Source organism: Kitasatospora sp. NPDC059599 (assembly GCF_042735125.1).
Taxonomy (GTDB): Bacteria; Actinomycetota; Actinomycetes; order Streptomycetales; family Streptomycetaceae; genus Kitasatospora.
In genome coordinates this window covers 33,048-53,853 of the sequence record NZ_JBHWCL010000004.1, presented here as the reverse complement: position 1 = coordinate 53,853, position 20,806 = coordinate 33,048, and the positions used below count along the sequence as shown (strand labels likewise).

Annotated in this window: 16 protein-coding genes; 4 read left to right on the top strand and 12 right to left on the bottom strand. The window is 73.1% G+C overall.

The window, feature by feature from the left end; genetic code table 11:
- Positions 1 to 46 precede the first annotated feature (46 nt).
- Positions 47 to 466, top strand: coding sequence for an ArsR/SmtB family transcription factor (locus tag ACFV04_RS02455; protein WP_380336254.1), 420 nt, complete (start codon positions 47 to 49; stop codon positions 464 to 466).
- Between the two features lie 4 nt (positions 467 to 470).
- Here ACFV04_RS02455 and ACFV04_RS02450 read toward each other — a convergent pair whose 3' ends face one another.
- The 6 genes from ACFV04_RS02450 to ACFV04_RS02425 form a co-directional block, all read right to left on the bottom strand.
- A complete protein-coding gene (locus ACFV04_RS02450; protein ID WP_380526276.1) occupies positions 471 to 1,964 on the bottom strand; it encodes a nitrate/sulfonate/bicarbonate ABC transporter ATP-binding protein in 1,494 nt (497 codons plus the stop codon).
- A 17-nt stretch (positions 1,965 to 1,981) separates the two neighbouring features.
- Positions 1,982 to 3,952, bottom strand: a complete 1,971-nt coding sequence (locus ACFV04_RS02445; protein ID WP_380526275.1) for an ABC transporter permease — start codon at positions 3,950 to 3,952, stop codon at positions 1,982 to 1,984.
- 147 nt (positions 3,953 to 4,099) lie between these two features.
- The gene (locus tag ACFV04_RS02440; RefSeq protein ID WP_380526273.1) at positions 4,100 to 4,645 is read right to left on the bottom strand and encodes a hypothetical protein; all 546 of its coding nucleotides are present in this window, start codon (positions 4,643 to 4,645) and stop codon (positions 4,100 to 4,102) included.
- A gap of 173 nt (positions 4,646 to 4,818) precedes the next feature.
- Complete coding sequence (locus ACFV04_RS02435; protein WP_380336264.1) at positions 4,819 to 5,217, bottom strand: winged helix-turn-helix domain-containing protein; 399 nt, start codon at positions 5,215 to 5,217, stop codon at positions 4,819 to 4,821.
- A 40-nt stretch (positions 5,218 to 5,257) separates the two neighbouring features.
- Positions 5,258 to 5,539, bottom strand: coding sequence for a hypothetical protein (locus ACFV04_RS02430; protein WP_380526271.1), 282 nt, complete (start codon positions 5,537 to 5,539; stop codon positions 5,258 to 5,260).
- 211 nt (positions 5,540 to 5,750) lie between these two features.
- Positions 5,751 to 7,403, bottom strand: coding sequence for an NRAMP family divalent metal transporter (locus ACFV04_RS02425; protein WP_380526269.1), 1,653 nt, complete (start codon positions 7,401 to 7,403; stop codon positions 5,751 to 5,753).
- Between the two features lie 623 nt (positions 7,404 to 8,026).
- Between ACFV04_RS02425 and ACFV04_RS02420 the strand changes: the two genes are divergently transcribed.
- The gene (locus tag ACFV04_RS02420; protein WP_380526267.1) at positions 8,027 to 9,337 is read left to right on the top strand and encodes a YhgE/Pip domain-containing protein; all 1,311 of its coding nucleotides are present in this window, start codon (positions 8,027 to 8,029) and stop codon (positions 9,335 to 9,337) included.
- Positions 9,338 to 9,470: 133 nt separating this feature from the next.
- Here the strand turns inward: ACFV04_RS02420 and ACFV04_RS02415 are convergent, their stop codons facing one another.
- The 4 genes from ACFV04_RS02415 to ACFV04_RS02400 all read right to left on the bottom strand — a co-directional run bounded on the left by ACFV04_RS02415 (position 9,471) and on the right by ACFV04_RS02400 (position 15,170).
- Entirely contained in the window at positions 9,471 to 11,774 is a 2,304-nt protein-coding gene (locus ACFV04_RS02415; protein WP_380526349.1) for an FdhF/YdeP family oxidoreductase, read from the bottom strand.
- A 145-nt stretch (positions 11,775 to 11,919) separates the two neighbouring features.
- Positions 11,920 to 12,837 (bottom strand): LysR family transcriptional regulator, encoded by a 918-nt coding sequence (locus tag ACFV04_RS02410; RefSeq protein ID WP_360250796.1) that lies wholly within the window; start codon positions 12,835 to 12,837, stop codon positions 11,920 to 11,922.
- Positions 12,838 to 13,797 (bottom strand): formate dehydrogenase accessory sulfurtransferase FdhD, encoded by a 960-nt coding sequence (gene fdhD / locus ACFV04_RS02405; protein WP_380526265.1) that lies wholly within the window; start codon positions 13,795 to 13,797, stop codon positions 12,838 to 12,840.
- A complete protein-coding gene (locus ACFV04_RS02400) occupies positions 13,785 to 15,170 on the bottom strand; it encodes an MFS transporter (RefSeq protein ID WP_380526263.1) in 1,386 nt (461 codons plus the stop codon). Before ACFV04_RS02400 ends, fdhD begins: the two co-directional genes overlap by 13 nt.
- Here ACFV04_RS02400 and ACFV04_RS02395 point away from each other — a divergent pair.
- Positions 15,163 to 15,366: a hypothetical protein gene (locus ACFV04_RS02395; RefSeq protein ID WP_380336280.1), complete on the top strand. Its 204-nt coding sequence runs from the start codon at positions 15,163 to 15,165 to the stop codon at positions 15,364 to 15,366. The two genes, ACFV04_RS02400 and ACFV04_RS02395, sit on opposite strands and share 8 nt — an antisense overlap.
- A 423-nt stretch (positions 15,367 to 15,789) precedes the next feature.
- On the opposite strand, the gene ACFV04_RS02390 is transcribed toward ACFV04_RS02395, so the two are convergent.
- Positions 15,790 to 16,260, bottom strand: coding sequence for a GreA/GreB family elongation factor (locus tag ACFV04_RS02390; RefSeq protein WP_380336282.1), 471 nt, complete (start codon positions 16,258 to 16,260; stop codon positions 15,790 to 15,792).
- Between the two features lie 165 nt (positions 16,261 to 16,425).
- Positions 16,426 to 18,600, bottom strand: a complete 2,175-nt coding sequence (locus ACFV04_RS02385; protein ID WP_380526261.1) for a UvrD-helicase domain-containing protein — start codon at positions 18,598 to 18,600, stop codon at positions 16,426 to 16,428.
- 660 nt (positions 18,601 to 19,260) lie between these two features.
- On the opposite strand from ACFV04_RS02385, the gene ACFV04_RS02380 reads away from it, so the two are divergent.
- The gene (locus ACFV04_RS02380) at positions 19,261 to 20,703 is read left to right on the top strand and encodes a glyceraldehyde-3-phosphate dehydrogenase (RefSeq protein ID WP_380336287.1); all 1,443 of its coding nucleotides are present in this window, start codon (positions 19,261 to 19,263) and stop codon (positions 20,701 to 20,703) included.
- Positions 20,704 to 20,806: the final 103 nt, after the last annotated feature.

Genomic DNA, 20,806 nt, shown 5'->3' with positions numbered 1-20,806 from the left:
GACGGGGGCCGGGATGAGGACGGGGTGGCGTCGGTACGATCGGTGTATGGGTGGTGCGGACGAAGAAGCCTGGGACTCCGAGGCGACGGAGCGGGCGGTGGCGGTGCTGAAGGCGGTCGCCGATCCGTCCCGGTACCGGCTGTTGTGGGCGTTGAGCCGGCGGGAGGCGCCGGTGAGCGAGCTGGCCGAACTGCTGGGCGCGCACGTGGCGGCGACCTCGCAGCACCTGGCGAAGCTGCGGGCGGCCGGGCTGGTGGTGGCGCGCCGGGAGGGGACGCGGATCTTCTACCGCGCCACCGAGGTGCGCGGCCTGCTCACCGAGGCCGCCCTGATCGCCAACGACCTGCCCTCCCGCCGCGACGGTGGCGACGGCGGCGCGGCCCCGGCCGGGGCGACCGCCCCGCAGCCCTTCGCCCGCGCCGTCCGGGCGGTGCGTCGCCGCCCGGCGACCGGCCAGGCCGGGTGAGCCCTCAGCGGGCCGGGGGCGGCGGGTCCGACCGGTCCGACCTGTACTCCTGCCGGTGCTCCGACCGGTACTCCTGCCGGTCCGCGTCGTACGTGAAGAGTCCGGCGTAGCGCCCCCAGTCGGTCGCGGTCTCCAGCTGCCGGTCGGTCCGGTCACCGGTGTAGTGGCGGGCGAGCAGGTCGCGGAGGAAGCCCGCGCGGACGGTCGCGCCGGGCCGGTCGCCGAGGCTGTTGACGATCAGTCTGATCAGCGGGACGCCGAGGGCGGCGCCGGCGAAGACCGCGCGGGCGTCCTGGGCGTCGGCGTCGGCGAACGCGGCACCGTCCGGGGTGAGGACCAGGTCGTCGCCGTGGAGGGCGGCCAGGCCGAGCAGGTCGAGGGCGTCGACCTGGGGGAGCAGGTCGTCGATGTCGAGGCCGAGTTCGTCGGCGAGGTCGACGAGGTCGCAGCGCCCGCCCCGGTGGGCGATCGTCGCGGCGAGTCCGGAGAGACCGTCGACCGTGGCCGTGGGAAGCGGGGTGGTGGCGACCGTCGGGCGCTCAGGGCGGAGGACGTCGTCGTCGGGTCGGGCTCCGTCCGGTGCGCCGTCGTCGGGCCGGGCCCCCTCCGGTGCGCCGTCGTTCCACCCGACGGGCCCGGAACGGCCGTTCGGACGGGGGTCCTTGGGGCGGCCGGTCATGATCCGGTAGACCCGGTCGACCAGGTCGTCGAAGGCGGCGCAGTCGCGGTCGCGCGGCCGTTCCAGACCGACCTCGACGGTCTCCCGGATGGTGCCGTGCGGGCGGGTGCCGAGGACGACGACGCGGTCGGCCATCAGCACCGCCTCCTCGATGTCGTGGGTGACCAGGACGACGGCCCGGGTCGGGAACTGGCCGGAGTCCCATAGTTCCAGCAGCTCGCCGCGCAGGTGCTCGGCGGTGAGGACGTCGAGCGCGGAGAACGGCTCGTCCATCAGCAGCACGTCGGGTTCGACGACCAGCGCCCGGGCGAAGCCCACCCGTTGGCGCATGCCGCCGGAGAGCTCGCGGGGGTAGGCGGACTCGAAGCCGGTCAGGCCGATCAGGTCGATGGCCTGGGCGGCGGCCCGGGCGCGTTCGCGGGGTGCCACCCCGCGCGCCTCCAGGCCGAGCTCGACGTTCTGCCGGACGGTCAGCCAGGGCAGCAGGGCGAAGGTCTGGAAGACCAGCGCGGTGCCGGGGTTGGCCCCGGTGAGCGGGGTGCCGCGGTAACGGACGGTGCCGGTGCCGGGCGGGAGGAGCCCGGCCAGGCAGCGCAGCAGGGTGGACTTCCCGGAGCCGGAACGGCCGAGCAGCGCGACGATCTCGCCGGACCGGACGGTGAGGTCGATGCCGGAGAGCACGGGCAACTCACCGTCGGCCCCGGCGTAGGCCTTGGTCAGCCCGACGGTCTCCAGCAGGACCTCGTCCTGCCCGGGGGGCGGGGCGGGAACGGCCCGGCGGGCCGTCGAGGCGGCGGCGCGGAAGAAGGGGAGGCGCATCGGCGGGGTCTCCGGGACTAGAGCGAGTAGCGGCGCTCGGCCAGCCGGTACAGCCGGCGCCAGAACAGGCGGTTGAGGGCGACGACGTAGAGGCTCATCACCGCCACGCCGGCGAGCAGGTGCGGGTGGTCGCCGCGTTCGGTGGCCCGGGCGATGTACGCGCCGAGGCCGGTGGCGGTGAGCGTGGTGCCGCCGAAGGTGACCACCTCGGAGACGATGGAGGCGTTCCAGGCGCCGCCGGAGGCGGTGATGCCGCCGGTGACGTATGCCGGGAAGACACCGGGGATGATCAGCCGACGCCAGCGCTGCCAGCCGTGCACGCCGAGGTCGTCCATGGCCTCGCGCAGGTCGGTGGGGATGGCCATGGCACCGGCGATGGCGTTGAACAGGACGTACCACTGGGCGCCGAGCGCCATCAGCAGGATGCCGCCGACGTCGATCGACAGACCGGTGCGCAGCAGCAGCCAGACCGCCAGCGGGAAGAGGAAGTTGGCCGGGAAGCTCGCCAGCACCTGGACGACGGGCTGGGCGATCCTGGTCAGCCGGGGCGAGAAGCCGATCCGCACTCCGACCGGCACCCAGACGACGGTGGCCACCGCGACCAGGACGACGACCCGGGCCAGGGTGGCCAGACCGAGCAGCAGCGGTTCGCCGAACACGCCGAGGCCGGTGCGGTCGGCGAGGTAGCGGCCGAGGTCGACCAGGCCCCAGAGCACGATGCCGCCCGCGACGACGGCGAAGACCACGTCGCCGGCCCGCTGTCGCGCGGGGTGGGGGAGGTGACGGGGGCGGTGGCCTGGGTGGCGGGGGTGGCCTGGGTGGCCGTTGCGGCTGGGAACGCCGGGGCCGGGAACGCCGGGGCGGGCGGGGTGTGCGGGTCGGCCCGACCGCGGCCCGCGGCCGGTGCCGGACAGCCGGCCGGCCCGGCCGAGCGCCCGCCCGACCGGGCGCAGCACCCGGCCGAGCAGGGCGGGCAGGTGCGAGCGGCGCAGCAGGTCGAGGACGACGGAGCGCTGGACCGAGGAGGCCTCGGACTGCTCGTTGCGGAACCGTTCGGCCCAGGCGGTCAGCGGTCGCCAGAAGAGGAAGTTGACGCCCACCACCAGCACGACCATGGTGGCGATCGCCCAGCCGACCCGGCCGAGGTCCCCGGCGGCGATCGCCGCGCCCGCGTACGAGCCGACCCCGGGCAGCGCGTACCGCTGGTCGTCGACGCTGATCGCCTCCGACGCGACCAGGAAGAACCAGCCGCCGCCGAAGCTCAGCATGCCGTTCCAGACCAGGCCGATCATGCCCGAGGGCAGCTCGACCCGCCAGAAGCGCATCCACCGGCTGAACCCGAACGAGCGCGACAGCTCGTCGAGTTCACGCGGCAGGGAGACCAACGAGTGGTAGAAGGCGAAGGTCATGTTCCACGCCTGGGACGTGAAGATGGCGAACACGGCGGCGCATTCGAGGCCCACCATCGAGCCGGGGAACAGGGCGAGGAAGCCGGTCACCGCGACGGTCAGGAAGGCGAGCACCGGCACCGACTGGAGGATGTCCAGGGCGGGGATCAGCACGCGTTCCAGGCGGCGGCTGCGGGCGGCGGCGTAGGCGTAGCCGAAGGTGAAGACGACCGAGACGGCGAGTGCGGCGAACATCCGCAGCAGTGTGCGGGCCGCGTCGTACGGCAGCCGGGCCGGGTCGGTGTCGACGACGGCGTCCCGGGCGGTGGCGAACCGGACGGTGGTGTCCCCGCCGAGCCGCAGCCCGGTGTACAGCAGGACCAGGACGGCGGCCGCGACGACCAGGTCCACCCACACGCCCCGGCCGAGGCGGCCGGTCGTGCGGGGGGTGGGCAGCGGCCCCCGGGACAGGATCCGGGACGGGGCCGTGTCCGGGGACCTGCCCGCAGGCCGGACCGGGGTCGTACCCGGGGTCGTGCCCGGGTCCGTGGCCGGATTCGTGGCCGGATTCGTGCCCGGGGCGGGCTTCGGCAGGGTCATGGCGGTACCTCCGGCGCAAACCCCGGCAGTCTGCTCCGTTCGTACGTCTGTGTGCAAATGGACCTTTGCGCATGGGGTGCACCCCGGAGTGTTTCCGGGGTGCGTCCCGGGCCAGGCCGCGGGCCACCTCGTGGATTGCGTCCCGGATCAGGTTCCGGATGGGGTCTCGGGGGAGGTCCCGGGTGGGGTCCCGGGTGGGGTCTTGGGGGAGGGACGGTTCCGGGCGGCAGTGACCAGGAGGCGGGCGGTCGGGGTGGGAAGGTCCAGGTGGTGGGCGATCCACTGCGGGTCCTGGCCGTGGGTGGCGAACATCCAGGCGGTGTAGAGCCGGTTCAGGCCGGGAGCGCCGGGGGCGAGTAGGAGCGGCCGGACCTGCTCCATCGGAAAGCCCTCCAGGGAGCGGGCCGTGAACCACTGGGTGTCGTCGTCGCCCGGTGCGTTCGTCCCGGCCTGCGCGCTCCGTGCGCTCCGTCGGCGCGCCCGGTCCGCCAGGTCCGCCGGGTCCGCCGGGTTCCGCGGGTCCGCTGTCCGGGCCGTGCCCGCCCGCCGCCGGCCGGTGGCCAGCAGCAGGGCGAGCAGCAGGCCCGCGACCGAGGCGCCGATGAGCACACCGGACAGGAAGAGGCGCAGCGGGCCCGGCGCGAGGCCGACGGCGAGGCCCTGGAGGGCGAGCACGAGCAGGACGCCGGACAACGCGGTCGCTCCGCGGCTCCGGGGAGACCTGCCGTTCCGGGAGGACGGACCGTTCCGGGTGAATGGACCGTTCCGGGTGAACGGGGAGCTCCGGGGGAACGAGGCGGAGCGGTGGAACAGAGCGGTGCGGGTCATGGCGGGTCCTCCTTCGGCGGTGCCGGGAGTGGGTGTGCTCAGGCGACGCGGGCCAGCCGGGGGTCGTACTTGTAGCCGATCTGGCGGACGGTGGCGATCGCCTCCCGGTGCCCGGGGCCGAGCTTGCGGCGGATCCTGGCGATGTGGGTGGCGACGGTGCGGCTCTCGCCGGTGTCCGGGCGGCCCCAGACCGCCTCCATCAGCTGGCGGCGGGAGTGGACCCGCAGCGGGTTGCCGACCAGGTGCGCGAGCAGCTCGAACTCCAGGTAGGGCAGCGGGGTGAGCCGGTGGCCGTCGACGGTGACGGTCCGCTGCTCGGTGTCCACCACGAGGCCGGCGGCGGTGGAGCCGGGTCCGGAGCCGGCTGCGGCGCGTCGGGGCGGGGCGGGGGCGTGATCGGAGAAGACGGCGTCGAGCCTGGGGCGGCGCACGACCATGGCGGATGCTCCCTCGGAGGGTTGGGGACAGGAGGGTCGGTCAGCGGGCGGGGTGCCAGGTGGCCTCCAGCCGGGTGGTGCCGTCCGGGGCGGTGGCGGTCCGCCAACGGGCGCGCATCCCGCTCGTGCGGTCGCCCGCCGGTGTGGCGGCCGGGACGACGGCCGACGCGGCGGCGGCCTGCAGGACGGCGTGGTCCGGCGGGCTCGCTGCCAGCCGTCGGCCGACGGCGGCGAGGGCGGCGAGGGCGGCGCGGGTCCGGCCCCGGTCGGTGGACGGACGGGTGGACGGACGGGCGGGTCGGAAAGCGGCGACGATGGTCATGGCAGGTCACCTCCGTGACGGGTCGGTGGTCGGTCGGCGGTCAGCCGTCAGCCGTCAGCCGTCAGCCGTCGGCCGTCGGCCGTCAGCCGTCAGCCGTCGGCCGTCGGCCGTCAGCCGTCAGCCGTCGGCCGTCAGCCGTCAGCCGTCAGCCATGAGCCTTGTGCCGTGAGTGCCGAGCGGTGGACGGGGTCGGGGGTCCGACGGCTCGGGCTCAGTGGCTCAGCGCGGTCTGGACGATCTTGACGATGACCATCACCATCGCCACGAGCAGGTAGGCCCGCAGGGCGCCCATGCCGACCTTGCGGGCGGTGGACATCACCGGCTTGTCGAGGGTCTCCAACGGGGGCATCCGCCAGTCCTCGCGGCCGGTGCGGTCGACGGGGTCCTCCTTGGTGGCCGTCCGGCCGAAGGTGAACGAGTACCCGGCGACCAGGACGCCGGCGACGCCGCAGCCGGCCATGATCCACAGGATCGCGCCGGAGCTGATGTCCGGCCAGACCACGGCCGCGGTGAGGATCATCGAGAGCGTCACCAGGACGCCGACCACGGCGGAGGTGAAGGCGTTGGTCCTGGGCCCGTTCACCCAGGGGCCGAGCACCGCCCTGTCGTTGCAGAGCAGCAGCAGGAAGACGGTCGCGGAGGGCAGCAGTACCCCGGCCAGCACCTGCACGAACTGCGTCATCAGGCCCTGCGTGTAGTCGGTGGACAGCAGGGTGATCGCCGCTGCCGCTACCACCAGGCCCGCGTAGATCCCGTAGAAGCCCTTGGCGCCCTTCACGCCGCGGTGCAGCGAGTGCTTGATGCCGAACACGTCGCCGATCGCGTACGCGGTGGAGAGCGAGACGGCGAACGCGCCGATGATGGAGGCGTCCAGCAGCGCGATCGCGAACAGCACCCCGGCGAGGTGGCCCGCCTTGGCCTCGATGCCCCGGGCGACGGCGCCCGCGTCGGAGAACTGTCCGAACCCGTCGGTGCCGGCGAACGCGGCGGCGGTGAAGCCCATCATGGCGGCCGCGCCGACGATCACGATCACGATGCCGATCCACAGGTCGGCCTTCTCGTAGGTCATGAAGCGCGGGGTGATCCGCTTGTCGATGACGTACGACTGCTGGAAGAACAGCTGCCAGGGGGCGACGGTGGTGCCGACGATCGAGATGATCACCAGCATCACGGCGGCGAGCTGCCCCGAGCCGCCGGGCACGGTGGGCGTCACGAAGTCGTGCGCCATCTGCGAGGTCCTCGGGTGCACCAGGAAGTAGATCGGCACCAGCAGCAGCGAGCCGACGCACAGCGTCACCGCGACCCGCTCGAAGCGCCGGAACGAGCCGGTGAACGCGGAGGCGATGATGATCGCCGCCGCCAGCACCACCGAGGCCGCCTTCGGCAGTCCCAGGTAGCCCGCCGCGAGCGTCACCCCGATGAACTCCGTCACGAGCGTCAGCGCGTTCAGCAGGAACAGGTCGATGACGCTGAACGCGCCCCAGAACCTGCCGAACCGCTCCAGGATCAGCCGGGCGTGCCCGACCCCGGTGACCGCGCCCAGGCGCAGCACCATCTCCTGGTTGACGTACAGCACCGGGACCAGCATCAGCAGCGTCCACAGCAGTTGGGTGCCGTAGTTCTGCCCGGCCTGCCCGTACGTCGAGAAGGCGCCGGCGTCGTTGTCGCCGACCATCACGATCAATCCGGGCCCGACGATCGCGAGCAGGGTCTTCAGCCGGGCCGACAGTCCCTGCCGCGGTGCGGTGTCATCGAGGCGGACGGTGCCGAACGCGCCCTTGATGTCGCCGATGTGGGCGTCGTCGAGGACCGCCGGGCGGGGCGTCGTCGGCGCCGTGGGGTCGAGGGTGGCGTGCGTGGTCATGAGTTCCTCCCGTGGGCCCCGTGCGGACGGGGCGGGTCGGAGGCACGCGGCGGTACTTCCCTGCAGGTGGGCATGACGCATCGGCGCGCGGCGGTCCGCCGCTCATGAGGAGGTCTCATGAGCGAGGGGGAGTTCGGACATGAGCGCGTCTCATGGGCCAACCCATGAGCAAGTCTCATGAGCTCGACCATGAGCGCGCCTCATGGCGCGAACAGGCATGGCGTAGCCGCGTGCCGGATCGACGCGTCGTCAGAGCGACGTGCAGGGAAGGTCGTTACCGCGTGCCGGAGGTGTGCGAGGGCAAGCGGGGGTAGGGGCAACTGTGGCCCGGACTACTGCATTCCATGTCTCTCGCCTCCTCCCGGCCGGCGCACCCCGTGGTGCGAGTCATCGACGCGGCAAGGAGTTCACCGGTCCGCGCGATGCGACCACCGGTTCACCCCAACTCGTCAGAGCCTATCCCCGCCGGCGGCCCATACTTGCGCACTTGGTTAAACCTTTACCTTTTCGGTCGGGTGGCACGCCCACCCGGGTGACGCGGGGTTTGGCCGTCCGGCCGCCACGGAACGACTTCCCGCCGTACCGGCAGCGGCACCAGGTCGTGCCCGGACCCGAGGGGTGGCATGGCGGCCGAAGGTTCCCAGGAGGCTCCCCGGCAGGCCCGGGCGCTGGCGCTCGCCCGGCGCCCGAAGCTGTGGCTCTTCCCGACCGTCCTGTGCGGCCTGCTGGCCGTCGTGCTCTCGCTGCTCTACATGGGCGGCATCGTGAACCCGACCGGGCACCTGCACCGGCTCCCCATCGCCCTGGTGAACGCGGACCGGGGCGCGCCGCCGCCCGGGCGGCCGGCCAACCTCGGCACCCAGCTGACGAAGGCGATCGTGGCCGGCACGCCCGACAGCACCGTCGACTGGCGGCAGGTGGACGAGGCCGGACTGCGCGAACAGCTCGCCTCCGGCAAGGTCTACGGCGCGCTGGTCGTCCCCGAGGACTTCACCGCGGACGTCACCGCGCTGGTCGCCGGCGGCGCCACGAAGCGCCCGACCGTGACCGTGCTGACCAACCCAGGCCTGGGCAGCCTCGGTTCCTCGATGGCCGCGCAGATCGCCCAGAACGCCGCCCACCAGGCCTCCCAGGCGGCCGGCCGGGAACTGCTCGCCGCCGTTCCGCCCGCGAGCCCCGCGACCGCCGCGGGCCCGGACACCGGCGCCACCGCGCGCCTGTTGCTCGCCGACCCGTTCGCCGTCGCGACCCAGGTCGGCCACCCGATCGGCAGCCGCAGCGGACTCGGCCTGAGCGCCTTCTACTTCACCCTGCTGGCCGTCCTGACCGGCTTCATCGGCGGCAACATCATCCACAACGGCGTCGACGGCGCGCTCGGCTACAGCGACAGCGAGATCGGCCCCTGGCACACCCGCCGGCCGACCGTCCCGATCAACCGCACCCAGACCCTGCTGCTCAAGATGGTCATGACGGCCGGGATCATGCTGATCACCACCTCCCTGGTGCTGCTGTGCACGGTCGGCGTCCTCGGCATGGACGCCCCGCACCAGCCGATGCTCTGGCTCTTCGCCTACTGCGCCAGCCTCGCCGTCGGCCTCGGGGTGCAGGCGATCAACGCCGCGTTCGGCGGCATCGGACAGCTGATCTCGATGTTCGTCTTCATCGCGCTGGCCCTGCCCTCCTCCGGCGCGACCGTGCCGCTGCAGGCGGTGCCCTCCTTCTACCGCTTCCTGAGCGTGTTCGAGCCGATGCGCCAGCTCAGCGACGGCATCCGGGCGATCCTGTTCTTCGACGCCAGGGGCGACGCCGGGCTGGCCCGCGGCTGGACCATGATCGCCATCGGTGCGGTGCTGGCCCTGGCGTTCGGCTTCGGGATGACCCGCTACTACGACCGCAAGGGCCTGCACCGCTGGACGCCCCAGCCGACCGACTGAGCCGCCGGAACCGCGACCCGAACCGGAACCGCGACAGGCACAGCGACCGGGACCGGCACGGCGACCGGGACCGGCGCGTGGACCGGACGGCCGTGGCCGCGGCCGGGACGGGACCGGCGCGTGGACCGGACGGTCAGGCCTTCGTCACGGTCACCGTGAGGTGCTTCATGATCGGCTGGTCGCTCTGCGTGCTGTGGTCGCCGAGCGCACAGAGCACGTTCATCTCCGGCATGTACCCGGCCGCGCAGCCGCGCGGGATGTCGTACGGGACGGCCAGGTAGCCGCTCAGCGAGCGGGTGCTGCCGTCCCGGGCGGTGCTGGTGACGTCCACCCGGTCGAACTCGGCGATGCCGCGCTCGCGCATGTCGTCCTTGTTCAGGAAGACCAGGGTGCGCAGGTTCCGTACGCCCCGGTAGCGGTCGTCGTCCGAGTAGATGGTGGTGTTCCACTGGTCGTGCGAGCGCATCGTGCCCAGGGCCAGGGTGCCGGCCCCGGGGACGACGTCGGGCAGCGGGGCGGCGGAGAACTCGGCCTTGCCGGAGGGGGTGAGGAAGACCAGCTCGCGGGCGGGCTGCTTGATCCGGAAGCCCAGCGGCAGCCGCACCCGGCGGTTGAAGTCCTCGAAGCCGTCCAGGACCCGCGCCATGGTGTCGCGGATCCGGTCGTAGTCCTCGATGTACCACTCCCACGGGGTGGGGCTGTCCGGCAGGGCCGCGCGGGCCATCCCGGCGATGATCGCCGGCTCCGAGAGCAGCTGCGATGAGGCCGGCTTCTTCATGCCGACCGAGAGGTGCACCATGCTCATGGAGTCCTCGACGGAGGTGGACTGCAGTCCGCCGCGCTGCTGGTCCTTCTCGGTGCGGCCCAGGCAGGGCAGGATCAGCGCCTTCCGGCCGTGCACCAGGTGGCTGCGGTTCAGCTTGGTGCTCACCTGGACGGTCAGCTCGCACCCGGCCAGGGCCTCGTAGGTGACGGGAGTGTCCGGCGCGGCGAGCGCGAAGTTGCCGCCCATGCCGACGAAGACCGTGACCGCGCCGCGCCGCATCGCCTCGATGGTGCGGACGGTGTCCAGCCCGTGCTCGCGCGGCGGATCGATCCCGCACACCTCGGCGAGCCGGTCCAGGAACTCCGCGGACGGCCGGTGGTCGATGCCGCAGGTGCGGTTGCCCTGGACGTTGCTGTGCCCGCGCACGGGGGAGGGGCCCGCGCCTTCGCGGCCCAGGTTGCCGCGCAGCAGCAGGAGGTTGACGATCTCCCGGACGGTGTCCACGCCGTGCTCGTGCTGGGTGACGCCCAGGCACCAGCTGAAGATCGACCGGTCCGCGTCGCGGTAGATCCGGGCGGCCTTGAGGACCTCGGCGCGGTCCAGCCCGCTCTGCCGCTCGATCTCCGCCCACGGCGTGGCCTCGCAGACCTCCCGGTAGGCCTCGAAGCCGCTGGTGTGGCGTTCCACGAACAGCCGGTCGAGGGCCCCGTCGTCGGTCGCGGACTGCTCCAGGATCGCCTTCGCCATCCCGCGCAGCAACGCCATGTCGCCGCCGATGCGCGGCTGGAGGTTCAGGGTGGAGGTGCGGGTGGACCGGTTCAGCGCCATGTCCGTGAAGTCGTGCGGGATGATCGTCCGGGTCGCCGCCGCCTCGACCAGCGGGTTGACGTGCACGACCTGCGCGCCCCGTTTGAACGCCTCGGCGAGCGCGGTCAGCATCCGGGGCGCGTTGGAGGCGGCGTTGACGCCCAGGATGAACAGCGCGTCGGCGACCTCCCAGTCCTTGAGGTCGACCGTGCCCTTCCCGGTGCCGAGCGCGGCCTGCAGGGCCCGTCCGCTGGCCTCGTGGCACATGTTGGAGCAGTCGGGCAGGTTGTTGGTGCCCAGCTCGCGGGCCATCAGCTGGTAGAGGAAGGTGGCCTCGTTGCCGAGCCGGCCGGAGGTGTAGAAAGCCGCCCGGTCCGGGTGGTCCAGCCCGCGCAGCGTCCGGCCGACGAGTTCGAAGGCGTCCTTCCAGCCGATCGGCACGTAGTGGTCGGGCGCGGCGTCGTAGACCATCGGCTCGGTGAGCCGCCCCTGGTCCTCCAGCGCGAAGTCGCTCCACCCCGACAGCTCGGTCACCGAGTGGGCGGCGAAGAAGTCGCGGCCCACCCGCTTGCGGGTCATCTCCCAGGTGACGTGCTTGATGCCGTTCTCGCAGATGTCCAGGTGCAGGCCCTTGGTGTCGTCGGGCCAGGCGCAGCCGGGGCAGTCGAAGCCGGTGTTCTCGTGGTTCATCCGCATGACCGCCCGCGGCCCGTCCACGTAGGCGCCCTCGCGGGCCAGGAAGCGGGTCACGCTCCTGGCCGCGCCCCAGCCCGCGGCGGGGTGGTGGTACGGCGCGAACCGCGGCGGAGCGGCGGGGGAGGGGCCGATGTCCGGTTCCCGCGCGGGTTCGCGGCGGGCGGTCACGGCGGCGCCGTCGTCCGAAGCGTCGTCGGGGGCGTCGTCGGAGGTGGTCACGGTGCTCGCCTTCCCTCGCAGGGGCGCGCGGGCGTCGGGGACCCGGCGCTGGACCGAGACTACGTCCGCCCGCCGGGCCCTGCGCGGCGAGCACTCACACGCCCGGCAGGCTGCCCAGCACGGCGGCGACGTCCGTCCGCCGGGCGACGTCCAGCAGCGCGCGGGCCATCACCGAACCCGGCTCGCGGGCGGCGATCACCAGGCCGATCGACGCGCTGTGCACCGGCTCCACCAGCGGGACGGCCTGCATGCCGTGCGGCACCCCGAACACGTGCAGCCAGGCGTAGGGCACGACGCTCGCCCAGTGCCCGGTCCGCACGTGCGCGAACAGCGAGGCCACCGAGTCCGTCTCGACCCGCGGGGTCGGCTCCAGCCCGAGGCCCGCGAACACCTCGTCCAGCACCCGCCGGCCCTGCATGCCCGAGTGCAGCAGGCACAGCGGCAGCCGGGAGGCCTCCGTCCAGGTCGCCCCCGGGTGCCGGGCCAACTCGTCGGCCAGGCCGGTCAACAGGACGTAGCGCTCCTCGTACAGCGGGAGCGTGCGCAGGTCGTCGGCGCCCGGCCCGGGCAGGTAGGTGATGCCCGCGTCGATCTCGAAGTCCCGCACCTGGCGCAGGAGTTCCTCGGAACGCAGATCGGTGGACAGCTCCACCGTGGCCAGCGGGTGGGCGGCGCAGAGCGGCCCGGTGAGCAGCGACACGGCGCCCGAGGCGGTCGGCACCGAGCCGATCCGCAGCCGTCCGCTCAGACCGGTGCGCAGCGCGTCCACCTCGTCCCGCAGGGCGTCCCGGTCGGCCAGGATCCGCCGCGCCCACAGCACGATCCGCTCGCCCTCGGGGGTGAGCCCCTCGTAGGCGCGGCCGCGCCGGACCAGCAGCACCTTCAGTTCGTCCTCCAGCTTGCGGACGGCCTCGGAGAGGGCCGGCTGGGAGACGTGGCAGGCCTGGGCGGCGCGGGCGAAGTGGCGCTCCCGGGCGAGGGCGACGAGGTACTCGAGCTGGCGGAAGAGCATCTACCCGGCCTCCGGCGCGGGGGCGGCGGCCGGGTCCGTTCCGGTTCCGCCGGCGGTTCCGGCGTCGGTGCCGGTTGCGGCGTCGGTGCCGGCTGCGGTCCGGGTGCTGGTGCCGGTGCCGGTGCCGGTGCCGGTGCCGGTGTCTATGCGGTCGGTGCGGGTGTACACGTTCATCGACTCGCCGCGCAGGAAACCGACCAGGGTCAGACCGGTCTCCTCGGCGAGGTCCACCGCCAGCGAGGAGGGGGCCGAGACCGCCGCGAGCATCGGGACGCCCGCCATCACGGCCTTCTGGACCAGCTCGAAGGACGCCCGGCCGCTCACCATCAGCACCGTGCCGCGGGCCGGCAGCAGGCCCTCGCGCAGGGCGTGGCCGACCACCTTGTCCACGGCGTTGTGCCGTCCGACGTCCTCGCGCAGGCAGAGCAGCCGCCCGTCGGCGTCGAACAGCCCGGCCGCGTGCAGGCCGCCGGTGCTGTCGAAGACCTTCTGGGCGGCCCGCAGCCGGTCCGGCAGGGCGGAGAGCAGGGAGGGGGTGACACGCAGTTCGTCCCCGGCGACGCTCCACGACGCGGTGGTGCGCACCGCGTCCAGGCTGGCCTTGCCGCACAGGCCGCAGGAGGAGGTGGTGTAGAAGTTGCGCTCCAGGGAGGCGTCCGGGGCGGGCACACCGGCGGCGAGGACGACGTCCACGACGTTGTAGGTGTTGCCGCCGTCGGCGGTGGCACCGGCGCAGTACCGGATCCCGGCCACCTGGTGCGCGGCGTGCAGCACGCCCTCGCTGACCAGGAATCCGGCCGCCAGGTCGAAGTCGCTGCCGGGCGTGCGCATGGTCACCGTCAGCGGACGCCCGCCGACCCGGATCTCCATCGGCTCCTCGGCGGCCAGGGTGTCGGGGCGGTGCGTGGGCGTGCCCTGGCGCAGGCGCAGCACTCTGCGCGGGACGGTCACTCGGCCCATGGTCGTCGGCTCCTCGGCGGGGTCGTGGCGGACGCTACGCATGAATCCTCGCGCGTTCGGCGGGGGAGGTGCGCCACGAGGTCCGGTTCGGGCAGGTGACGGCGGCTGTGCGCGGCCGTCACGGCCAGGCACAGCACGCCCACCGCGGCCATGCCGGTCAGCAGCGCCGGGTAGGAGGCGTGGCCGGCCGTCCCGGCGAGCAGCAGCGGGGTGAGGAAGCCGCTGGAGGTGGTGCTCTGGTAGAGGGAGGCGGCGCTCGGGCCGGAGGGCCCGGAGGGCGTGCGGGGCAGCCGCTCCACCTCGTGCAGACCCGCGCCGAGCGTCAGCCCGTACCCGGTGCCGAGGACGACGGCGGCCACCAGCACCAGCGCCACCGAGTCGCGCTCGGCGGCGAGGGCACCGACCAGGAGCCCGGCGATCACCGTGGCCATCGCGGTGAGGGTCGCCCGGGCGCTGCCGCGGTCGTCCAGCCGTTCCGCGAAGGGCTGGGCGAGCACGCCCGTGGCGAGGGTGAGCGCCGCCACCAGGCCGCCGAACAGCGGCGCGTGGCCGGGGACGCGGTCGGCGACCAGCGGGGGCAGCACGACGTACGCCACGGTGGCGGAGCCGAGTACGGCGGGGCTGGCGGGAAGTACGACGTAGCGGAAGCGGGGGTGCCGGACGGCCGCGCGGTGTCCGTCGCCCTGTCCGGGGCCCTGTCCGGGGCAGGGGCTGGGGGCCGTGCCGGTGCCGGTGCCGGTACTCGGGGCGGGGCCGGAGCCCGGACCGCGGGCCGGTGCGGTGCTCGGTGTGGTGCTCGCCGCGCTGCCCGGTGCGGCGGCGGGCCCGGTATCGGGCAGGCGGCGGGTGGCCCACAGGACCAGCAGGCAGCCGAGGGCGTGGGCGAGTGCTGGCAGCACCATCGGGCCGGGCAGCCACTCGGCGAGCACCCCGGAGACCAGCGCACCCCCCGAGAAGCCCGCCCCGGTCGCGCACACCGCCCGCCGGGCCGACACCGCGGGCGGCACGGACGGGCCGGAGAGCTCCCGCAGCCAGGCCGCCCCGGCCAGGAACACCAGACCCGCGGCGAAGCCGGTGGCCGCCCGGGCCGCGAACACGGCCGACTCGTCCGCCACGGCCAGGACGGCGCTCGCGGCGGCGGAAAGCACCAGCGCGCCGCGCACCACCCGCCGCCGGCCGTAGCGGTCCGCGGCGGGGCGGCCCAGCAACAGACCGGGCACCAGCCCGACCAGGTACACCGAGAACATGGCGGCCAGCGACAGCGCCGACCAGTCGGTGCGTACCCGGTACACGGTGGCCAGGGCGGTGAACTGGTTCGCGCCCCAGGCGGCGACGGCCACGGCCGCCGCCACCGGGAGCCAGCGGGTGGACATCTGCGTGCTCTGCTCTCTCGCCCCCACGGACGGTTGCGCCGATCCTGCGGACGGCCGGAACCGGCGTGCCGGAACGGGTACGGGACAATTCGGCGGCGGCCCGACGGAAATCGTCTGCGGCGTCGAATCACCCGATGTCGATGTGCTCGGTGTCGTTCTCGCGGAAATCATCGACGTGATGATTCCGGGCCCGTGAATGCCGTCCGGCAGGGCGAGCGGTGTGCGGCCCGGGAAATTCCGGGGGCGGGTGGAGTCGGGGCGAGGGCGTCCACCAGGTCGTCGATGATGACCACGTGCTGCGCCGCCCCTTGCCCGGATTTCTCGGCTCGCCGATTCTCCGGCGTCCCGTTTTACGGTGTCCCTTTTACCGGCGTACCGTTGACCCGGGTTTCGTTTTCCGGATTCCTTCCTGCCAGTGTGGAGTCCGGGGCGGTGGCGCGTCAAAGAGGTGGTTCCTGTGGGGTGATAGGCGCCGCTTATCGTGGATTCCGGAACGGTCCGCCGGATTTCCCCGACCGGGCGATCGGGAATGTCCGCACCACGGTCAGGGCGGTCGGGGCACGGGCCCTTCGAGGGCGCGGCGGGCTCTTCGGGAGCGTGACGGCACGGAGCCGCTGCGCTAGTCCGTGCTCCGCCCCACCGACAGCACCACCGCACTGGTCGCGCCGCCCGGCGTCTCGTAGTGCACCGTCTCCCCGGCGTGGCGCCCGAGCAGGGCCTTGCCGAGCGGACTGTCGGAGGTCACCAGCGTCAGCTCCCGCTCCTCGGCGAGCTCCGCGACCTCGACGGTCTCCTCGTCACCGTCCGCGAACCGCACGGTGACGGTGGACCCCACCCCCACCACCTCCGTCGACGGTGCGCCGGCGACGGACGCCTCCCGTAGGCGCTCCTCCAGCTCGGCGATCCGCCGGTCCAGCCGCGTCACCTCCGACGCCCGCTGCAACTCGTCCGCCGCGTCCGCCCGGTCGCCCACCGGCTCCACGCCGCGCAGCGTCTCGGCCACCTCCCCCCGATCCGTCCGCAGCTGCGCCAACTCCTCCTGCACCGCACGCAGGCCCTCGGCACTGATGGGTTCGGGACCACCGGTCATTGCCTGCTCCCGGGTCTCTCGCGGAACGCTCAAACGCCGGACGCCTCCCATTACCCCACCCTGCCGGGCCCCGGGCAACTCCGGCCGTGGGGGCGCCACTCGGCGCCCGCGGACGGACGGGAACGGTCACCGCGGGAGCGGACCGGAGCGGACCGGAGCGTGCGGTCAGCGGACCAGGGCGTCGGCCCGTCGGGGTTCCGGCGTCCGCGGCTGCACGACCGGCGCGAGGAAGTCGCTCGGTGTGCCGTGCCAGGACACGTGCAGGGCTTCCCGGGCGCGCGTGCACGCCACGAAGAGCAGGCTCAGCTCGCTGTTCAGGTCTTCCTGGTGCTGCTGCGGGTCCGTGTCCTGCGGGGTGATCGCGCTCTGCATGGGCACCATGCCGTCGCTCACGCCCACGACGGCCACGCAGCGGAACTCCAGTCCCTTCATCCGGTGCATGGTGCCGATCCGGACGCCGGGGGACGGCGCGTTTCCGAGCACGTACGCGGGGGTTCCGGCGTGGTCCAGGGCCTGGGCGATGTCGCGGCCGAGCTGGGCGGTCCGGGCGGCGACGCCGATGTCCTCCGGGCGCACGCCCGAGGCGGTCCACTCCCCGATGCGGGCGACGAGCGCCCGGATCTCCTCGGACCTGTCGGCGTGACCGTGCGTCTCGGGATGCGCGCCGTGCAGGGTCGAGTGGTAGCCCACCAGGGACTCCTCCCCGCCGTCCATGTCGTCCGGGCGTTCGCCGGTGAGCAGGGAGGCGGACCAGCTGAGGATCTCGTGCGTGGTCCGGTAGTTGATCCGCAGCCGGGAGGACCGGCCGACCACCTGGATCCCGAGCGAGCGCAGCGAGACCTTGTTCCCGTAGATCCGCTGGTGCGGGTCACCGGCGAGGAAGAGGTCGTCCGGTCCGGGTGCGACGACGGCGCGGAGGAACCGCCACTGCGCGGGGTGCAGGTCCTGCGCCTCGTCGATCACCACGTGCCGGAACGGGCGGTGCCCCTGTTCGTCGAGCGTCCGCGCGGCCTGCGCGCACACCTGCAGGAAGGTCCGCTCCCCGGTCTGTCGCAGGTCCTCCTCGAACGCGGCGACCGCACGCCACAGTTGGGCCCGCTTCAGCGGCCCGAGGGTCGTGCCCCGGCCGGTCCGCGACGCCTTCAGGTACTGCTCCGGGCCCTCGATCGACTGGGCCAGGACGACCTGTCGCCACTCCTGGTCGAGGAACACGTCGGTGAAGTCGACGCCGAGCCGGTCGGCGACCCGCCGCCAACGGGCGAGGACCGCGCGCTGGTTGAAGACGATCTTCAGCGGGGCGCCGCCGAGGGCGCGGCGGAGGAGCTCGTTGGCCAGCGCGTCGACGGTGACCACCCGGACCTTCGCCCTGATCCGCTCGTCCGTGACGAGCAGACCGAGGCAGCGTTCCAGCTCCGCGGCGAGGTCCTTGGTATAGGTGGTGAGCAGCACCGACCCGTCGGGGGCGTCCGGCGGCAGCCGGCGCGCCAGGTGGTAGGTCCGGTGCAGGGCCACCACGGTCTTGCCGGTCCCGGGACCGCCGGTGACGCGGGCCGGACCGTTGTACGACTCCCGGTAGGCGATCCGGTACTGCGCCGGGTGCAGGAAGATCCGCCACGCGTCGAAGGGGCGCTCCAGGATCTCCAGCAGTTCCTCGGGACCGGACACCAGGGCGACCCGGCCGCGCGCGCGGGCCATCGCCGACACCAGCTCGTCCCCGGACCGCTCGGCGCCCGCCGGAGCCGCCGCCCGCGCGTACGCCTGGACGATCTCGCGGTCGATGTCGGCCGGTTCCATCCCGCTGGCGAGACCGATCAGGACGTCGAACTGCTGCTCCGGCAGGACCCGGTGGAGCGCCTCCAGATGGGCTTCGTCGGGCAGCAGCCGGATGATCGGCAGGATCTCCTCGTCGATGCCCAGGCTGCGCAGGACCTTGTCGGAGCGGTCGGCGAAGAGCCGCCGGGGTTCGTCGGACGCCCGGGTCCGCAGCGACTCGGTGGCGCGTTCCAGCGCGACGTCGTTGCGGATCTCGACGCCCTGGGTGGCGGCGTTGACCGAGGCCCGGTGCTTGCCCGCCCAGTCGTTGGCCTTGTCGTGCGGGAGGACCTTCAGCAGCAGGTAGCCGTCGCCCCGGTCGGCCTTGAGGACGACCCCGCGCCAGAAGTCGGTGATCCGGATGGTGCGGATCCGGGGATCCCGCTGGTGGGTGAGCTTCTCCAAGTGCGTGCCGGCGTGCGTCGCCACGGTGAACTTCTCGAAGGTCTCGAAGACCCGCCGCTGCACCGACTTCTCCAGCGCCGCGAACTCCAGCAGGAAGTCCCGGTGCATACCCAGCGTCGCCACGCAGGCCCCCTCACACCTCTGTCCGGTCGGGCAGTGCGCTCACTGTACTGGCCCGGTACCGGCCCGACGATCACTCGGGACGACGGCGGGTGGCCGCCACGCGACGCCGACCGGGGGCGCCCCGCGCGGGGCGGCGTGGACGAACCACCCCGGAACCGCAACGGCTTCCCAAGGTCGGGCGTGGAACGCGCGGGAGCGGGCGGGCGGACGCACGTTCGCTGCGGGTCCGTCCGGTTCGGGCCCGTCGACCCCGCGCCGGCTCGCCTCGTCGCGGGCGTGCCTTCCCGGCTCCGGGAGCCCGTGCGGGGCGTCGCGCCGGTCGGCGCCGAGCCGGCATCGGGTCCGCGTCGGGTCGGCTCCGGGTCCGCGTCGGGTCCGTGTCGGGTCGGCTCCGGGTCCGCGTCGGGTCGGTGGACGAAACGGCGGCGCGCGCCCGGTCGGCGGTGGTGCCTGGCTCCGTCGTCCTCCGGGACGCCGGCCCCCTCGGCGGCGCCGGCGGGTGCTGTCCGAGGGTGGCGGTGATCACCTTCTGGGGTGGGGGCGTGGGGGAAAGTGCAGGTCGGGGGCTTCGGTGTGGGCGCGAAGGGCGGGACCGGCCGCTGGGTCGGGAGCGGGCGAAGCTACCATGTGGGCAACACCCTCAGCTCGAAAGATGGACTTGTGACTGTCAACGACGACGTGTTCACGGACTGGAAGAACCGCGAGGAGATCGCGGAGTCGATGATCCCGATCATCGGGCGGCTGCACCGGGAGCGGGACGTCACCGTCCTGTGCCACAGCCGTTCCCTGGTGAACAAGTCGGTGGTCAGCATCCTCAAGACGCACCGCTTCGCCCGGCAGATAGCCGGCGAGGAGCTCTCGGTCACCGAGACGATGCCGTTCCTGAGCGCGCTGACCGCCCTGGACCTCGGCCCCTCGCAGATCGACATCGGCATGCTCGCCGCCACGTACAAGGCGGACGACCACGGTCTGTCGGTGGAGGAGTTCACCGCCCAGGCCGTCGCCGGTGCCACCGGTGAGAACAAGCTGGAGCGCCGGTCCGCCCAGGACGTCGTGCTGTACGGGTTCGGCCGCATCGGCCGCCTGGTCGCCCGCCTGCTGATCGAGAAGGCCTCGGCCAACGGTCTGCGGCTGAAGGCCATCGTCGTGCGCAACGGCGGCGGCGACGACCTGGTCAAGCGCGCCTCGCTGCTGCGCCGGGACTCCATCCACGGCCAGTTCCAGGGCACGATCACCGTCGACGAGACGAACAACAAGATCGTCGTCAACGGCAACGAGATCACCGTGATCTACTCCGACGACCCGACCAAGGTCGACTACACGGAGTACGGGATCAAGGACGCCATCCTGATCGACAACACCGGCCGGTGGCGTGACCGCGAGGGCCTGTCGAAGCACCTGCGCCCCGGCATCGCCAAGGTCGTGCTGACCGCTCCGGGCAAGGGTGACGTCCCGAACATCGTCCACGGCGTCAACCACGACATGATCAAGCCGGACGAGCAGATCATCTCCTGCGCCTCCTGCACCACCAACGCCATCGTCCCGCCGCTGAAGGCGATGGAGGACGAGTACGGCGTGGTCCGCGGCCACGTGGAGACCGTCCACTCGTTCACCAACGACCAGAACCTGCTGGACAACTACCACAAGGCCGACCGCCGTGGCCGCTCGGCACCGCTGAACATGGTGATCACCGAGACCGGTGCCGCCTCGGCCGTCGCCAAGGCCCTGCCGGACCTCAAGGCGAAGATCACCGGTAGCTCGATCCGCGTGCCCGTGCCGGACGTCTCCATCGCGATCCTCAACCTCCAGCTCAAGCGGGAGACCAACCGCGAGGACGTCCTGGAGTACCTGCGCAACGTCTCGCTGACCTCGCCGCTGAAGCGCCAGATCGACTTCATCGACTCGCCCGACGCGGTCTCCAGCGACTTCATCGGCTCGCGCCACGCCTCGATCGTGGACGCCGGCGCGACCAAGGTCGAGGGCGACAACGCGATCCTCTACCTGTGGTACGACAACGAGTTCGGCTACTCCTGCCAGGTCGTGCGGGTCGTGCAGTACATCTCGGGTGTCGAGTACCCGACCTACCCGGCTCCGGCGGTCTGATCCGTCGGTGGGGTCGTACGACGGGGCGGTGACCGGTTGGTCGCCGCCCCGTCGGCGTACCGGGGTCCTTCCGGCGGCGCTAGGTGCCGGCCGGGTGCCCGGT

Excerpts from the sequence above, each read along its gene's own strand:
- ACFV04_RS02400 (WP_380526263.1), bottom strand. The coding sequence starts at position 15,170 with ATGTCCACCCGCTGGCTCCCGGTGGCGGCGGCCGTGGCCGTCGCCGCC.
- ACFV04_RS02430 (WP_380526271.1), bottom strand. The coding sequence starts at position 5,539 with ATGACCATCGTCGCCGCTTTCCGACCCGCCCGTCCGTCCACCCGTCCG.
- ACFV04_RS02445 (WP_380526275.1), bottom strand. The coding sequence starts at position 3,952 with ATGACCCTGCCGAAGCCCGCCCCGGGCACGAATCCGGCCACGAATCCG.
- ACFV04_RS02425 (WP_380526269.1), bottom strand. The coding sequence starts at position 7,403 with ATGACCACGCACGCCACCCTCGACCCCACGGCGCCGACGACGCCCCGC.
- ACFV04_RS02455 (WP_380336254.1), top strand. The coding sequence starts at position 47 with ATGGGTGGTGCGGACGAAGAAGCCTGGGACTCCGAGGCGACGGAGCGG.
- ACFV04_RS02420 (WP_380526267.1), top strand. The coding sequence starts at position 8,027 with ATGGCGGCCGAAGGTTCCCAGGAGGCTCCCCGGCAGGCCCGGGCGCTG.
- ACFV04_RS02390 (WP_380336282.1), bottom strand. The coding sequence starts at position 16,260 with ATGACCGGTGGTCCCGAACCCATCAGTGCCGAGGGCCTGCGTGCGGTG.
- fdhD (WP_380526265.1), bottom strand. The coding sequence starts at position 13,797 with ATGGGCCGAGTGACCGTCCCGCGCAGAGTGCTGCGCCTGCGCCAGGGC.
- ACFV04_RS02450 (WP_380526276.1), bottom strand. The coding sequence starts at position 1,964 with ATGCGCCTCCCCTTCTTCCGCGCCGCCGCCTCGACGGCCCGCCGGGCC.
- ACFV04_RS02435 (WP_380336264.1), bottom strand. The coding sequence starts at position 5,217 with ATGGTCGTGCGCCGCCCCAGGCTCGACGCCGTCTTCTCCGATCACGCC.
- ACFV04_RS02410 (WP_360250796.1), bottom strand. The coding sequence starts at position 12,837 with ATGCTCTTCCGCCAGCTCGAGTACCTCGTCGCCCTCGCCCGGGAGCGC.